This window comes from Stenotrophomonas sp. NPDC077461, from assembly GCF_049545475.1.
In the GTDB taxonomy this organism is placed as follows: Bacteria; Pseudomonadota; Gammaproteobacteria; order Xanthomonadales; family Xanthomonadaceae; genus Stenotrophomonas; species Stenotrophomonas nematodicola.
This window is the reverse complement of record NZ_JBMWDO010000001.1, coordinates 519,702-533,596: the sequence shown is the minus strand read 5'-3', so window position 1 is coordinate 533,596 and position 13,895 is coordinate 519,702. Positions and strand designations below refer to the sequence as shown.

Genomic DNA, 13,895 nt, shown 5'->3' with positions numbered 1-13,895 from the left:
GTGCTGATGAATCGACCGGGGAGGCCCGAATCGGAGACAATACGGACATGAGCAAGAACAGCGGCAAGGATAAAGCAAAGAACGCGACGGCCAACAAAACCATCGCGCTCAACAAGCGTGCCCGCCACGAGTACCACATCGAGGACCGTTTCGAAGCCGGCCTGGCCCTGCAGGGCTGGGAGGTCAAGTCGATCCGTGCCGGGCGCGGCAACATCATCGATGCCTACGCCTACGTGCGTGACGGCGAAATCTACCTGATCGGTGCGCAGATCACCCCGTTGATCCAGGCCTCCACCCACGTGGTGGCCAACGACCGGCGCGAGCGCAAGCTGCTTCTGCACCGCAGCGAGATCGACAAGCTGATCGGCAAGGTCCAGCGCGACGGCTACACCATCGTGCCCACCGCGATGTACTGGAGCAAGAACAAGATCAAACTGGAAATCGCCCTGGCCAAGGGCAAGCAGACCCACGACAAGCGCGATGCCGAAAAGGACCGCGACTGGGCCCGCGAAAAGTCGCGCACCATGCGCCGCCACAACCGCGACGCCTGACCCCGCCGGCGCCGCCCTGTTCGGCGTGGGCCGGGGCCTGACCGGCTGCTGTCCGGGACCGGCCCTGGTCCGGCTGGGCATCGGCGCGCTGGAGGCGCTGTGGTTCGTCCCCGTGATGCTGGCCGGCGTGGCCGTGCAGCGCTGGCAATCGCGCCGTTGAGGCGGCGTTGCAGGAGACCGTGCAGGCCGATCCCCTGCGCGGGCCTTACAAGTGTCAGAATCCATCCTCAATACAGCACAGGAACGGCGCGTGACCCTCGAACAAACCCAGGCTTCGGCGCACCCGGCAGACGCAGTCGCCGACCTCACGGCCGATGTGGCTGCCCTGGAGTTCGTGTTTTCCGAACTCACCCGCACGATGGACCCCGCCGCCCTGCTGAAGGTGCTGACCTACCTGCTGCGCAACGTGCGACGCGATCTGGGCGACGCCGCCCCCAGCCGCGAACAGGCCGTCCTGATCGCGCGACTGCAGACGCTGATGCAGCAGACCGAGCCGGAAGTCCGCAAGCAGGCATCGGCGCTGCGCAACGAGCACAACCGCGTGCGCAAGGAAAAGGCCCGTCACCAGGCGGACAGCCGCCGCCTGCGCGAGCACGGCCCGCGCGGCTGAGCCGGTCGGGGCCGGCCGTGTTCGGCAGGCCCACCCAGGCGCGGGGTCCTACCCGCGCTGCGAATCCAGCACTTCCTGGCGCAACGCCACGTCCTGCGCCTTGGCATGGCTCTCGATCAACAGCTGGTAGGCCGGGAAGATCTGCGTGTAGATCTGCGCCCACTGCGCCGCATCCTCGCGGTGCCAGGTCTTCTGCAGTTCCGAGGCGACCGCGGCAGTGTCCATCGGCACCACGCCGGCCTGCACCACCCGTGCCAGGGTGATTTCCTGCGCCATCTTGGAATAGGTGCCGGAGGCGTCGATCACGGCGAATACCTGGTACCCGTCGGCAACCGCGGCGATAGACGGGAACGCCATGCAGACACTGGTGATGGTGCCGGCGATGATCAGCTGGCGGCGACCGGTCGCCTTCACCGCAGCAACGAAGTCGGGATTGTCCCAGGCGTTGATTTCGCCGCGCCGCGCCACGTACTGCGCATACGGCGCGGCGGCGTGGATCTCCGGAATCAACGGCCCGTTCGGCCCCTGCGGCACCGATGCGGTGGTGATCACGGGCATCTTCGTCAGCGTCGCCATCTGCGCCAGCGCGGTGGCATGGGCGCGCAACGTTGGCATCGGCATATCGTGCACGGTCTGGAACAGGCCGCTCTGGTGGTCGATCAACAGCATGGCCGCATTGGCCGGGTCGATCACGGGGGCGGCGTTGTTGAAGTTGGCGGGGGTGCTCATCTGGCGGTCCTCGGGTGTCTGGGGCTGGCCGGCAGGCTGCCGAACCATGCGATCCAGACTATTCACGGAACGATGGACCCGGTAGCCAGCAGGTTCTATCCTCAGCGTCCCACCAGATGAACGATGCTCGACATGAGCACCCTCGACCTCAACGACCTCTCCTACTACGCGCATGTGGTCGAGCATGGCGGCTTCGCCCCGGCCGGGCGGGCGCTGGGCATTCCCAAGTCCAAACTCAGCCGTCGCATCGCCCTGCTTGAGGAACGGCTCGGTGTCCGCCTGATCCACCGCTCCACCCGCCGCTTCTCTGTCACCGAGGTGGGCCAGCAGTACTATGCGCACTGCAAGGCGATGCTGGTCGAAGCCGAAGCGGCGGAAGAGGCGATCGCCCTGTCGCGCGCCGAGCCGCGTGGCACGGTACGCATCGCGGTGCCGGTCGCCATCCTGCATGCGCGCATGGGGGTGATGCTGGCCGACTTCCTGGCCGAACACCCGAAAGTCTCGCTGCACCTGGACGCCACCAACCGGCGCGTGGATGTGATCGGCGAAGGCCTGGACATCGCCATCCGGGTCCGGCCGCCGCCGCTGGCTGACAGCGACCTGATCGTGCGCGTACTGGCCACCCGCAACTGGTGCGTGGCGGCCAGCCCGTCGCTGTTCGCCCACACGCCGGTGCCCACCGTACCGGCCGACCTTGCGCACTTCCCCAGCGTTGACCTCAGCGCCGCGCACCAGGTCCATGCCTGGCAGTTGACCGCCGCCGACGGCGCCGTGGCGCTGGTCCACCACGTACCGCGCATGGTCAGCGACGACATGGTCGCGCTGCGCGCAGCCGCCGTCGCCGGCGTGGGCATCCTGATGCTGCCCACGATGATGATCTGCGACGAACTGGCCGATGGCCGCTTGGTCCGCCTGCTGCCCGACTGGCAGCCGCACCACGGCATCGTGCACGCGGTATTCCCCTCACGCCGGGGCCTGCTGCCGGCAGTGCGTGCACTGATCGACTACCTCGCCATGCGCTTCGAGCAGTTGCAGGAAGACTGAGCGCGCGCGTGCGCGGCGGTCCCCCGCGCGGTGCGCCCATCGGGACGCCCCTGCCCGCGCTGCGGCTGTTGACTCAGCCCGCGAAGGGACCTGCGCGTCCGTCCCAGCCCATCACCCCTTGCACCGGCACCGGGATGGAGGTGATGCGCCACTGCTCCGGCGACAGCCAGGCGATTTCCGAGAAGGTGTCCGCCAGCCGGCCGGTCTCCTGCCACCAAGCCATCAGCCGTGCCGGCGCATCCACCACCTGCGGCTGGTACTGGAACGGAATCCCGTCTGCGTTCAGCTTCCGCAGCGCATCGAACAAGGCCGGGTTGTCGCAGCGCGGCCCGTGGTCATCGAACGGTATCGTCTGCCGCGCCAGCCCCTCGGACAGCACAATGCCGCCCGGCTCCAGGTGGGACACACTCAACGGGGCAGGCACACGCGGCGCGCTGATACGTGCGTCGAAGGGGGGCCGGCGTCCTGGCAGCAGCATGGGAGGTCCAGTGGAGAAGAGCTGGGGGCATGGTAGAAGGAAACGGCCCAACGTGACTGTTCAGCCAAATAGGCGTAGGATTCGCGGTGTCAGGTGAACCTGCGGCGCTGTCTTCGGACAAGGTCGAAGGTTTGAAAACCTTACTGTTCTTGAAGAAACCGGGGGTGCATTGGTTTCGACGGGGGTTGTGAAGTTACTTGGTGCATGCCGAGGGGGCCGCTTTCCTCGTTAATCCAGCAGCAAACTTCTAGTTGCCAACGACGACAACTACGGTTCGAACGACTTCGCAATCGCTGCCTAAAAACAGCTTTAGCGTTTAGTTCTACAGCCGCCTAAGGCGAACCCCCGAACCTACTTGTGCCCGTGCTCGTAGGTGTAGGGTCATTATCACGGAACCGGTTGTGATGGCTGCCTGTCAGTCACGACTTAACTAAAGCAGGCTGGTCCTGGGGTGCGCTTTGCACACCGTGCTGCCACAGGATGAGATCCAACGGTGAGCTAAGCATGTAGTACCGGGGATGGAGTGCCTTCGGACGGCGGTTCAATTCCGCCCACCTCCACCATCAGATGGCCCCGCAAGGGCCACAGAAGGCCGGAATCCCTCATCAAACAAGGGGTTCCGGCTTTTTTGTTGTCCGGGGTTGTACGTTGCACCCCATGAGATGCTTGGGGGTATATCCAAAGGGTGTCCGCCCTACCCCAAAACCCGATACCCCTATGCCGCTGAGCGACGCTGCCCTATGTACTGTGGGGTATTGGCCTTCCATCTGGTCCAGGATGAGAGCCGTCCCGTTGAGATGCGCTCCAGGTCCGGCAGTGCGTTGTGAAACGCTTGCCGACCCAAATCTTCCTATTGCGCTTCGGTGAGTGCCAGAGATTTGCCCCACTCATTCACACCGTCGGCAAAGTTCATCAGCAGCTTGCCGGAGCCATGCGTCTGCACGAACATCCTGCCTGGACCATGCGGCATCCTGCGCAGCGGCACCTCATGGACTTGAAGAGTAAGCGTGTCGAGTTGAAGGAGATCGCTCATCGCATCGCAACGACGCTCATTCATCGAGAACAGGCCGCCATGCGTACCCTATGGCGGCGGCCTGCCCGCGCGGAACGACGGGGGCTGCAGAGGCGCTCACGAAAGTTCTGGACCGTAGCACCCGGCCGACCCTGGCGACATCGATCTCCGCCGGATCCCCCACCTGTTGGAGTAAATGGTTGTGATCAGCGAGCTTGCGCGTATCCGGGCAGACGGCAGGGTCATCGATGCACGCATGACCCTGGACCGGATGATCGGCTTGGGCTGGGAACCCAGCAAGGTCATTGAGGTGTGCTGGCGCTGGGAAGGTGAGCTGCTGCGCCTTGCAAACCACCTCGGGCTTCTGGTCATGGTTGCTCCCGATCGCCAGCACCTGGCCGTCTTGTGGAGCCACGATGCCGAAGGGCTCGACGCGACGCTGTACGTCGTCGCCGGCGACAAGCGGAAGTTCACCAGGGTGCCGGGCGAACTCATGATCAACGGCAACGCCGAGGCGGTCACCTATCTATGGTTCGAGCACCCGGCGCATGCGTCGCCGGGTACCTTCATCTGCATCTGCAGCCGCAGGCGCGACCACGCAAACTACCGGGTGGACATCGACGCCGTGACCGCCAGCGTCCTGTCGGTTCGGCCATGCAGGTGAACGACGCGGGGCCCCCGTTACGTGGTGCAGCACGTGGGATGCGGTGGCCTGCACCCACACGTTGATCTGATCCGCGCGGGCAGGTTCGTGCTGGACAACTGTATCAATCGCCGCGCTAGGCCTTGTCCTGCGGCGTAGCGCAGCGGATGTCGATTACGGAGAATGCGGCTGTGTTCATTGCCAGCCTCAAGGCTGGGGGCTGGGCGGTGCCCTGCATGACCGCCATCACCGGCCAGTCGTTGCAGCATCTCCACAGCCCGTTGATGCCCCACCCATGATGCTGGTGCGGCCTGCCACCTGCCCGGAACCGCCATGACCGCCCTTCGCCTGCTCGCCCTCGCCACTCTGCTTGCCGCCGCCCCGCTGTCCGCGCAGCCCACTTCCGCGCCCACCGCCACGCCCATCCATTTCGCCAAGGGCGCCACCAGCGCCACGTTGAAGGGACGGTTCACAGGGCGCGACGATGCGCGCTACGCGCTGGTCGCCAAGGCTGGGCAGACCATGACCGTATCGATCGCCGGCAGCAGCAATGCCAACTTCAATGTGTTCGCGCCCGGCAAACAGCCCGGCAGCGCCGAAGCACTGGGCCAGGGCAGTGTCGGGATGCCCTGGCGCGGCGCCCTGCCCGCCAGCGGCAGCTACACGGTACAGGTCTACCAGATGCGTGCGTCGGGGCGTCGGGGTGAGACAGTGCCGTTCACGCTGACCGTCGGCGTGCGCTGACGCCGATGGACTTCCTCAAGCTCCTGCGGTCGCTTGAAGAATTCCTGTACGAGCTGTGCACCTGGTTTCTGTTCTTTCCGCGCACCCTGTATCGGGTGGTCGTGCATCCGCGCCGGATGGCGCAGTACGTCAACACCGAGCTGACGCAGAAGCTGGACCGGCAGTTCGACGATGCGATCAGTCCGCCGATGTTCCTGATGCTGTCAGTGCTGGTGGCGCACGGGGTGGAGCTGATGATGCACCAGCAGATCGTGGGGACCGGGGTACTGTCGCGCTCAGTGTTCGGCAATGAGGAAAGCCTGCTGCTGTACCGCTCGATCACCTTCGCGATCTGGCCCTTGGTAACCACCACGCATCTGCTGCGGCGCAAGCACTTGCCGATGACCCGCGAGTCGCTGCGCCGTCCGTTCTTCATGCAGTGCTATCTGACCGCACCGTTCGCGGTGGCCCTGTCCACCAGCATGGTATTCGTGCGATTGCCTGGCGCGCTGTCGACCACGCTCGGCGTCACCGTCGGCGTGATCGCCGCGCTCTGGTATGTGGCGGTGCAGGCCGTGTGGCTGAAGGTGGCGCTGCAGCGCTCCTGGGTAAACACGATCCTGTCCACCGCGTGGGTGCTGGTGCTGGGCTCGCTGATCAACATCACGATCGGGATGGTCCTGCTCTCCAATTGAGCGCATCGGCGGTGGGCGGCGATACGGCGCAGAGGCCATGCGCGCTGTCCGGGTCGGTTCGCCCGCGATCCGCCATGTCCCGCATAGCCTTTCTCCCTGCTTCCATGCGACCCTTTGAGAACGTTTTCATGGAATGGAGGGATTCCACATGCTGTCTCGTTTCCGTCGGCCCGCGCTGCTGGCGCTGATGATGGTCGCCGCCCCGCTGGGCACTGCCTGGGCGCAGGCCCCGGCCGCGTTGAAGGTCATGTCGTTCAACGTCCGTACGCCTGCCGATACCGACCCGGGCAAGCGCTGGGAGGACCGTCGCGATGCGATGGTCACGCTGATCCGCGAGCAGAAGCCCGAGGTGATCGGTACGCAGGAACTGGTGCGGAAACAGGGCGAGTATCTGGTCGCACACCTGCCGGGCTACGCGCTGTTCGGCAAGGACCGCCGCGGCGGCAACGGCGACGAACACATGGGCGTGCTGTACGACACGGCGCGCCTGAAGGTGCTGGAATCCGGCGACTTCTGGCTGTCCGATACCCCGGATGTGCCGGGCAGCATCACCTGGGGCAACCTGTTCCCGCGCATGGTGACCTGGGCGCTGTTCCAGCGGCAGGCCGACGGCCAGCGCTTCTATCTGTTCAACACCCACCTGCCCTACCGCGATGAGGATGAGCCGCGCCGGGTGCTCGGCGCGAAGCTGATCGTTTCGCGGCTGGCGTCGCTGCCCAAGGACATCCCGGTGGTGGTCACCGGCGATTTCAACAGCGAGCCCGGCAGCGACACCTACAAGACGTTCACCGCCGCACTCGGCGACGCACGCAGACTCGCCGGCAAGGTCGATGGCCCGCGCCTGACTTTCCACGACTTCACCGGCAAGCCGACGGTGGAGCTGGACTGGATCCTGGTGCGCGGCTTCACCGTGGACCGCTTCAGCACGCTGGACCAGACGCCCGGCGGCGTGCTGCCCTCGGACCACTACCCGGTGCAGGCGGAGCTGCGTGCTGCCGCGCCCACCGCTGCCGCGGGCAGGTAACGCCCCCGCCGGACGGCCCACGGGCGGTCCAGCGGCATCACATCGCGTCGATGGCGACGGTGCGATAGAGGTCCCCATTCTCCAACGAGGACAGGACCATGCCCCATCGCAGCCGTCTGGCCGGATTCATCATCGATTGCCAGGACAGCCCTGCCGATGACGCCGCCGCCTTCTGGTCGGCGGCGCTGGGCTACCGCGCCGCACCCGCCCGTGCCGAGGACGGCGCGGAGTATGCCGACCTGGAAGGGGCACCGGCCGGTCTGAATGTCGAGGTACAGCGGGTAACGCACGCCTCGCGCGTGCATCTGGACATCGAAAGCGACGACATCGATGCCGAAGCCGAGCGCCTGGAGAAACTGGGCGCGCGCCGCATCGGTTTCGTCAAACGCTGGTGGGTGATGGAAGCGCCAACCGGGCATCGGTTCTGCATCGTGCGCATGCGCGGCGATGATGGACGGGCGCCGGCCACCGTGTGGCCCTGAGGCCCTGAGGCTCAGCGGCGCTGCAGGCTGCGCTCGATCAGGCGATGCAGTGCGTGGTGCTGGTTGCGTGCCTGGTAGATGCGCGCACCGATGGCCAGGAAGACGCCCGTGCCGAGCAGCCCCATGTCCAGCAGCGCGTCGTTCATGCGGATGAACGCCACGGCCACCACCAGGGCACCCACCACCAGCAGGACCACCACACCCAGAGACAGCCCGGCGTCGGCAAGGCCGGGATCGCCATAGGCCAGTTGTAAGAAGGAAGGTTTCGGCTGCGGCATGTCGGCGACTCCTGAAGGGTTACCGGCTTGTAGCACCGGCGCCCCCACGGCGGGCAGAGGCAATGCCGTCATCTGTCGCCATCGGCACGCCCGCTACGCACGATCACGGCATATTCCTACGCCCGACAACGGCCGGGAGCCCATCGGGGCTCCCGGTCGTCGTGGTCTTCTCAGCGGTTCGACGGGACCACTGCCACGGCCGCGCTTGCCTGCTGCTGACCCCACCCGCCCAGCGCCTTGTACACACCGACGACGCTGACGTTGACCGTGGATTCGGCCTCGGCGAGCGCGTCATCGGCTGCCAGCTGGGTGCGCTGCGCGTCGAGCAGGGTCAGGAAGTCCTCGGACCCTTCGCGGTAGCGGATCTGCGCGAGCTGCTCGGCACGCCGCGCGGCCTGCGCCTGCTCGGCGACGATCGACAACCGCGCCTGCTGCTTGGCGTAGCGGGTCAACGCGTTCTCGGTGTCTTCCAGCGCCAGCAGCACCGCCTTCTCGTACTCGGCGGCGGCGCCGTCGGCTTGGGCCTTGCTGGCCCGCAGACGGGCCTTGACCGTGCCGAAGTCGAACGCGGCCCAGCTGATCGACGGCGTCACCGACCATGCCTTGTTGCTGCCGTTGACCAGGCCGCTGGCATCGCCGGACAGGAAGCCGACGAAGCCGCTCAGGCTGATCCGCGGGAACAGGTCGGCGGTGGCCACGCCGACACGCGCCGTCGCTGCGGCGAGCCGACGTTCGGCCACGCGCACGTCGGCACGCTGACGCAGCAGATCGGTGGTATCACCGAGCGGCAATGCCTTGGCATACGCCGGCACCTCGCGCGGCTGCAGCACGCTGTCCAGTGCATCCGGGCGCTGACCCAGCAGCACCGCCAGACGGTGGCGCGACTGCACCTCGGCCACTTCCAGCAGCGGGATGTCTGCTTCGATCGCCTTCAGGCGCGCCCGGCTGCTCTGCACGTCCAGCTCGCTGCCCGCGCCGAGTTCCCAGCGGGTTTCGGTCAGCTTCTGGGTGTCGCGCAGGTTGACCAGGGTGCGCTTGGCCACGTCGATGCGCTTCTGGGTACCGCGCAGTTCGAAGTAGTTGCGCGCCACCTCGGCGGCCACGGTGACCTGCGCATCGGCGAGGTTGTCCTGCTCGGCGCCGAGATCGGCGCGCGCCGCTTCGGCGGCCCGCCGCTGGCGGCCGAACAGGTCCAGCTCCCAGCCGGCGTCGAAGCCGAGCTGGTAGGTCTCGCTGAAGACCCGCTCGCCACCCACGGTGGCGTCGGGCTGCTTGCGGCGGTCATAGCTGCCACCGCTGGTCACGTGCGGCAGCTGGTCCAGGCGTTGTTCGACGAACACGGCACGGGCCTCGCGGACCCGCGACATCGCGATGCGCAGGTCCAGGTTGGCACCCAGTGCGTCATGCACCAGCTGCTCCAGCACCGGATCGTCGAACTGCGCCCACCAGCTGGCGACCGGGGAGGTGGCGCTGAACACCGGCGCGGCGGCCCCCTGCAGGGTCACCGGCTCGGCCGGTGGCGCCTTGTAGTTCGGGCCGACGCTGACGCAGCCGGCCAGCAGCGCGCTGGTCACGGCCGCGGTCAACAGGCGGATCACCACGGCAGCACCTCGCCCAGGTAGGTGAAGCTGCCGTTGGGACCATCTGCACCGATCAGCGCCATGCCGACGCTGGAGCGCGCACCTTCGCTGATCTCGATCTCGCCCTCGCCACCGTTCATGTCGGTTTTGACATAGCCCGGGTGCACGGTGTTGACCTTGGTGGTGCTGTCGCGCAGCTCATAGGCCAACTGCACGGTCCAGGCGTTCACCGCGCTCTTGGAGGCGTTGTAGGCCGGCACCGCAAAGCCGTAGATCGGCGAGCCCGGCTGGCTGTGCAGGGTCAGCGAGCCGAGGATGCTCGACACGTTGACGATGCGACCGGCCGGCGACGCGTTGATCAGCGGCAGGAACGCCTGGGTGACGGCGATGACCGCGAACACGTTGGTGTCGAAGGTATCGCGCCAGGTCTGCAGGGTCTGCGCCGACGGGGCCAGTTTGATGTCGTCGAGCAGGATGCCGGCGTTATTGACCAGGATGTCCAGGCGGCCGTGACGCTCGGTCACGGTCTGCACCGCCGCGGCGATGCTGGCGGCATCGCCGACGTCCAGCTGGATCGCTTCGACCGGCAGGCCTTCGGCCTGCAGCTTGAGCGCCTCGGCCACGGCGACGTCGCGCTTGCGCCCGGCCAGCAGCGTGTGCACGCCGGCCTGGGCCAGTTGACGGACGGTTTCCAGACCGATGCCGCGGGTGGCACCGGTGACCAGGGCGATCTGTTGGGTAGCGGTATTCATGTGAACAACCTCGCGGGGTAGGGAATCAATGGTGGAGAGTGGGTTCGCCGTGGGTCACCAGCTTGCCGCCGCCGTTGCGGCTGACGAACTTGCGCAGGGCCACGTAGAACACCGGGGTCAGGAACAGGCCGAACAGGGTCACGCCCAGCATGCCGGCAAACACGGTGATGCCGGTTACCGAGCGTACCTCCGCACCGGCACCGTGCGAGAGCACCAGCGGGATGGTGCCGGCAATGAAGGCGATGGACGTCATCACGATCGGGCGCAGTCGCAGGCGGCAGGCTTCCAGCGCGGCTTCCACGATGCCCTTGCCGCCCATCTCCAGCTCCCGGGCGAACTCGACGATCAGGATCGCGTTCTTGCACGCCAGGCCCATCAGCACCACCAGGCCAACCTGCACGAACACGTTGTTGTCGCCGCCGGTCAGCCACACGCCGAACAACGCGGACAACAGGGTCATCGGCACGATCAGGATCACCGCCAGCGGCAGCGACCAGCTCTCATACAGCGCGGCCAGCACCAGGAACGCCAGCAGGATCGCCACCGGGAACACGATGAAGGCGGCCTTGCCCTGCGTGGCCTGCTGGTAGCTCAGGTCGGTCCACTCGGTGGTCATGCCCACCGGCAGGACCTGCCCGGCGATTTCGGTCAGCTTGTTCATCGCCTCGGCCGAAGACAGCATCCGCGGGTCGGCTTCGCCGGCCAGGTCGGCAGCCGGATAGCCGTTGAAGCGCAGCACCGGGTCCGGGCCGAAGGTCTGCTTGACCGTCACCATCGAACCGATCGGCACCATCTCGCCACGGTCATTGCGGGTACGCAGCTTGCCGATGTCTTCCACGCTGTCACGGAACTGGCCGTCGGCCTGGGCGATCACCTGCCAGGTGCGACCGAACTGGTTGAAGTCGTTGACGTAGGAGGAACCAAGGTAGGTCTGCAGCGTGTCGAACAACTGGGTCAGCTGCACGCCCTGGGCCTTGGCCTTGACGCGGTCCACCTCGGCATCCAGCTGCGGCACGTTGGCCTGGTAGCTGGTGATCGGGAAGGCCATGCCCGGCGTCTGCGCCACCGCACCCTGCATCGCCTGCACGGCGTTCTGCAGCGCGCCATAGCCCAGGTTGCCACGGTCCTCGATGAACATCTGGTAGCCGTTGCCGTTGCCCAGCCCGAGGATCGGCGGCGGCATCATCGCGAAGGCGAAGCCTTCCTGCAGCCCGGCGATCTTCTGGTTGATCTCGGCGTTGATCTCCGCGGCAGTGCGTCCGTGGCGCTCATTGAAGGGCTTGAGCGGAATGAACGCCACGCCGGTGTTGGGCGTATTGGTGAACTGCAGCGCGTTCAGGCCCGGGAACGAAATGGTGTGGGCCACGCCGTCGGTTTCCTGGGCGATCTTGGCGACCTTGCGCAGCATTTCATCGGTACGCGCGATCGAGGAACCTTCCGGCAGCTTCACACCGGCGATCAGGTACAGCTTGTCCTGGGTCGGGATGAAGCCCGGCGGCACCAGCTTGAAGATGAAGCCGGTACCCACCAGCAGTACCGCGTACACCACGAACACTGCGCCACGACGGCCGAGGATCTTGGACACGCCACGCTCGTACTTTTCAGAGCTGGACTTGAAGAAGCGGTTGAACGGACGGAACACCCACCCGAACAGGCGGTCGATCAGACGGCTCGGGCCATCCTTGGGCGCACCGTGCGGCTTGAGCAGGCGCGCGGCCAGGGCCGGCGAGAGGGTCAGCGAGTTGATCGCGGAGATCACCGTGGAGATGGCGATGGTGACGGCGAACTGCTTGTAGAACTGGCCGGTCACGCCGGACAGGAAGGCCATCGGCACGAACACCGCACACAGCACCAGCGCGATCGCGATGATCGGGCCGGACACTTCCTTCATCGCCTGATGCGCCGCTGCGGTGGGCGACAGGCCCTCCTCGATGTTGCGCTCGACGTTCTCCACCACCACGATCGCGTCATCGACCACGATGCCGATCGCCAACACCAGGCCAAACAGGCTCAGCGTATTGATCGAGAAGCCAAGCACGTACAGTGCGGCAAACGTACCCACGATCGACACCGGCACCGCGATCAACGGAATGATCGAGGCGCGCCAGGTCTGCAGGAACAGGATCACCACCAGCACCACCAGCGCGATGGCTTCCAGCAGGGTCGAAACCACCGCCTTGATCGAATCGCGCACGAAGATGGTGGTGTCGTACACCGCTTCGTACTTCACGTCGGCCGGGAAGGCCTTCTGCATTTCATCCATCGTGCCGATCACGGCATCACGGATCTCCAGCGCGTTGGCACCGGGGGCCTGGAAGATACCGATGCCCACGGCGTTCTTGCCGTCCAGCTGCGAGCGCAGGGTGTAATCGCCCGCCCCCAGCTCGACGCGGGCCACGTCCGACAGGCGCACCACTTCGCCATCGGCGCCGCTCTTGAGCACGATGTCACCGAACTCCTGCTCGCTGCGCAGGCGGCCCTGGGCATTGATCAGGGTCAGGAACTGGCTGTTGGGCATCGGCTCGGCGCCCAGCTGGCCGGCCGAGACCTGCACGTTCTGCTCGCGCATCGCGCCGACCACATCCGACGCGGTCAGGCCGCGCGCGGCAACCTTGTCCGGGTCCAGCCAGGCGCGCATGGCGTAGTCGCCACCGCCGAAGATCTGCGCATCGCCGACGCCGGGAATCCGGGCCAGCGCGTCCTTGACGTGCAGGCGGGCGTAGTTGCGCAGGTACAGGGTGTCGTACTTGCCATTGGGCGAAGTCAGGTGCACGACCATCAGGAACGTCGGCGACTGCTTCTGGGTGGTGACACCCTGCCGGCGTACGTCCTCGGGCAGGCGTGCCTGCGCCTGGGCGACGCGGTTCTGCACCTTCACCGCCGCCTCGTCCGGGTCGGTACCCGGGCGGAAGGTGACGGTCATCTGCAGCACACCGTCCGAGCCGGCCACCGACTTGAGGTACATCATGCCCTCGACGCCGTTGATGGCCTCTTCGAGCGGGGTGGCGACGGTTTCAGCGATCACCTTCGGGTTCGCACCCGGGTAGACGGTGCGCACCACGACCGACGGCGGCACCACTTCGGGGTACTCGCCGATCGGCAGCATCGGTATGGAGATCAGGCCGGCGGCGAAGATCACGATCGACAACACCGCCGCGAAAATCGGCCTGTCGATGAAGAAACGGGAAAAGTCCATTGGTGGATTCCTGGGTGTTCACCAACGCCGGCGTGCAGGGCCCCGGCCGCTGTCGAAGGCGACAGCGGTGGCAGGGTGCCCCTGCATGGGGCGATGGC

General features: G+C 66.4%; 16 protein-coding genes and 1 other RNA gene. 10 read left to right on the top strand and 7 right to left on the bottom strand.

Features of this window, described 5'->3' with window-relative positions; all coding sequences use genetic code 11:
• Window positions 1-47: 47 nt before the first annotated feature.
• From smpB to ACPEH8_RS02585, 3 genes are all read left to right on the top strand, one after another.
• Entirely contained in the window at window positions 48-551 is a 504-nt protein-coding gene (gene smpB / locus ACPEH8_RS02595; RefSeq protein ID WP_017356119.1) for an SsrA-binding protein SmpB, read from the top strand.
• A 25-nt stretch (window positions 552-576) separates the two neighbouring features.
• Window positions 577-711, top strand: coding sequence for a DUF6691 family protein (locus ACPEH8_RS02590; RefSeq protein WP_316044097.1), 135 nt, complete (start codon window positions 577-579; stop codon window positions 709-711).
• A gap of 90 nt (window positions 712-801) precedes the next feature.
• Window positions 802-1,161, top strand: a complete 360-nt coding sequence (locus ACPEH8_RS02585; RefSeq protein ID WP_017356117.1) for a hypothetical protein — start codon at window positions 802-804, stop codon at window positions 1,159-1,161.
• 48 nt (window positions 1,162-1,209) lie between these two features.
• On the opposite strand, the gene ACPEH8_RS02580 is transcribed toward ACPEH8_RS02585, so the two are convergent.
• Entirely contained in the window at window positions 1,210-1,890 is a 681-nt protein-coding gene (locus tag ACPEH8_RS02580; RefSeq protein ID WP_423665931.1) for an isochorismatase family protein, read from the bottom strand.
• Between the two features lie 132 nt (window positions 1,891-2,022).
• Between ACPEH8_RS02580 and ACPEH8_RS02575 the strand changes: the two genes are divergently transcribed.
• The gene (locus tag ACPEH8_RS02575; RefSeq protein WP_136005925.1) at window positions 2,023-2,934 is read left to right on the top strand and encodes a LysR family transcriptional regulator; all 912 of its coding nucleotides are present in this window, start codon (window positions 2,023-2,025) and stop codon (window positions 2,932-2,934) included.
• A 73-nt stretch (window positions 2,935-3,007) separates the two neighbouring features.
• Here the strand turns inward: ACPEH8_RS02575 and ACPEH8_RS02570 are convergent, their stop codons facing one another.
• The gene (locus ACPEH8_RS02570; protein ID WP_136005922.1) at window positions 3,008-3,412 is read right to left on the bottom strand and encodes a hypothetical protein; all 405 of its coding nucleotides are present in this window, start codon (window positions 3,410-3,412) and stop codon (window positions 3,008-3,010) included.
• Window positions 3,413-3,572: 160 nt separating this feature from the next.
• Here ACPEH8_RS02570 and ssrA point away from each other — a divergent pair.
• Window positions 3,573-3,975: a transfer-messenger RNA gene (ssrA, locus tag ACPEH8_RS02565) on the top strand.
• 287 nt (window positions 3,976-4,262) lie between these two features.
• Here the strand turns inward: ssrA and ACPEH8_RS02560 are convergent.
• Window positions 4,263-4,469: a hypothetical protein gene (locus tag ACPEH8_RS02560; protein WP_313217795.1), complete on the bottom strand. Its 207-nt coding sequence runs from the start codon at window positions 4,467-4,469 to the stop codon at window positions 4,263-4,265.
• A 157-nt stretch (window positions 4,470-4,626) separates the two neighbouring features.
• Here ACPEH8_RS02560 and ACPEH8_RS02555 point away from each other — a divergent pair, with 157 nt between their 5' ends.
• The 5 genes from ACPEH8_RS02555 to ACPEH8_RS02535 all read left to right on the top strand — a co-directional run bounded on the left by ACPEH8_RS02555 (window position 4,627) and on the right by ACPEH8_RS02535 (window position 7,991).
• Entirely contained in the window at window positions 4,627-5,088 is a 462-nt protein-coding gene (locus ACPEH8_RS02555) for a hypothetical protein (protein ID WP_262071941.1), read from the top strand.
• Window positions 5,089-5,400: 312 nt separating this feature from the next.
• The gene (locus ACPEH8_RS02550; protein ID WP_017356110.1) at window positions 5,401-5,811 is read left to right on the top strand and encodes a hypothetical protein; all 411 of its coding nucleotides are present in this window, start codon (window positions 5,401-5,403) and stop codon (window positions 5,809-5,811) included.
• A 5-nt stretch (window positions 5,812-5,816) separates the two neighbouring features.
• Entirely contained in the window at window positions 5,817-6,485 is a 669-nt protein-coding gene (locus ACPEH8_RS02545) for a hypothetical protein (protein WP_262071942.1), read from the top strand.
• A 148-nt stretch (window positions 6,486-6,633) separates the two neighbouring features.
• Window positions 6,634-7,509: an endonuclease/exonuclease/phosphatase family protein gene (locus tag ACPEH8_RS02540; protein ID WP_017356108.1), complete on the top strand. Its 876-nt coding sequence runs from the start codon at window positions 6,634-6,636 to the stop codon at window positions 7,507-7,509.
• Window positions 7,510-7,607: 98 nt separating this feature from the next.
• Complete coding sequence (locus ACPEH8_RS02535) at window positions 7,608-7,991, top strand: VOC family protein (protein ID WP_136005906.1); 384 nt, start codon at window positions 7,608-7,610, stop codon at window positions 7,989-7,991.
• Window positions 7,992-8,002: 11 nt separating this feature from the next.
• Here ACPEH8_RS02535 and ACPEH8_RS02530 read toward each other — a convergent pair whose 3' ends face one another.
• From ACPEH8_RS02530 to ACPEH8_RS02515, 4 genes are all read right to left on the bottom strand, one after another.
• Window positions 8,003-8,269 (bottom strand): hypothetical protein, encoded by a 267-nt coding sequence (locus ACPEH8_RS02530; protein WP_017356106.1) that lies wholly within the window; start codon window positions 8,267-8,269, stop codon window positions 8,003-8,005.
• A gap of 170 nt (window positions 8,270-8,439) precedes the next feature.
• Window positions 8,440-9,870, bottom strand: coding sequence for an efflux transporter outer membrane subunit (locus tag ACPEH8_RS02525; protein ID WP_017356105.1), 1,431 nt, complete (start codon window positions 9,868-9,870; stop codon window positions 8,440-8,442).
• Complete coding sequence (locus ACPEH8_RS02520; RefSeq protein WP_136005904.1) at window positions 9,864-10,601, bottom strand: SDR family oxidoreductase; 738 nt, start codon at window positions 10,599-10,601, stop codon at window positions 9,864-9,866. Before ACPEH8_RS02520 ends, ACPEH8_RS02525 begins: the two co-directional genes overlap by 7 nt.
• A 25-nt stretch (window positions 10,602-10,626) precedes the next feature.
• The gene (locus tag ACPEH8_RS02515; RefSeq protein WP_017356103.1) at window positions 10,627-13,797 is read right to left on the bottom strand and encodes an efflux RND transporter permease subunit; all 3,171 of its coding nucleotides are present in this window, start codon (window positions 13,795-13,797) and stop codon (window positions 10,627-10,629) included.
• Window positions 13,798-13,895 lie beyond the last annotated feature (98 nt).

Excerpts from the sequence above, each read along its gene's own strand:
- ACPEH8_RS02575 (WP_136005925.1), top strand. The coding sequence starts at position 2,023 with ATGAGCACCCTCGACCTCAACGACCTCTCCTACTACGCGCATGTGGTC.
- ACPEH8_RS02560 (WP_313217795.1), bottom strand. The coding sequence starts at position 4,469 with ATGAATGAGCGTCGTTGCGATGCGATGAGCGATCTCCTTCAACTCGAC.
- smpB (WP_017356119.1), top strand. The coding sequence starts at position 48 with ATGAGCAAGAACAGCGGCAAGGATAAAGCAAAGAACGCGACGGCCAAC.
- ACPEH8_RS02515 (WP_017356103.1), bottom strand. The coding sequence starts at position 13,797 with ATGGACTTTTCCCGTTTCTTCATCGACAGGCCGATTTTCGCGGCGGTG.
- ACPEH8_RS02570 (WP_136005922.1), bottom strand. The coding sequence starts at position 3,412 with ATGCTGCTGCCAGGACGCCGGCCCCCCTTCGACGCACGTATCAGCGCG.
- ACPEH8_RS02520 (WP_136005904.1), bottom strand. The coding sequence starts at position 10,601 with ATGAATACCGCTACCCAACAGATCGCCCTGGTCACCGGTGCCACCCGC.
- ACPEH8_RS02580 (WP_423665931.1), bottom strand. The coding sequence starts at position 1,890 with ATGAGCACCCCCGCCAACTTCAACAACGCCGCCCCCGTGATCGACCCG.
- ACPEH8_RS02530 (WP_017356106.1), bottom strand. The coding sequence starts at position 8,269 with ATGCCGCAGCCGAAACCTTCCTTCTTACAACTGGCCTATGGCGATCCC.
- ACPEH8_RS02550 (WP_017356110.1), top strand. The coding sequence starts at position 5,401 with ATGACCGCCCTTCGCCTGCTCGCCCTCGCCACTCTGCTTGCCGCCGCC.
- ACPEH8_RS02535 (WP_136005906.1), top strand. The coding sequence starts at position 7,608 with ATGCCCCATCGCAGCCGTCTGGCCGGATTCATCATCGATTGCCAGGAC.
- ACPEH8_RS02540 (WP_017356108.1), top strand. The coding sequence starts at position 6,634 with ATGCTGTCTCGTTTCCGTCGGCCCGCGCTGCTGGCGCTGATGATGGTC.
- ACPEH8_RS02545 (WP_262071942.1), top strand. The coding sequence starts at position 5,817 with ATGGACTTCCTCAAGCTCCTGCGGTCGCTTGAAGAATTCCTGTACGAG.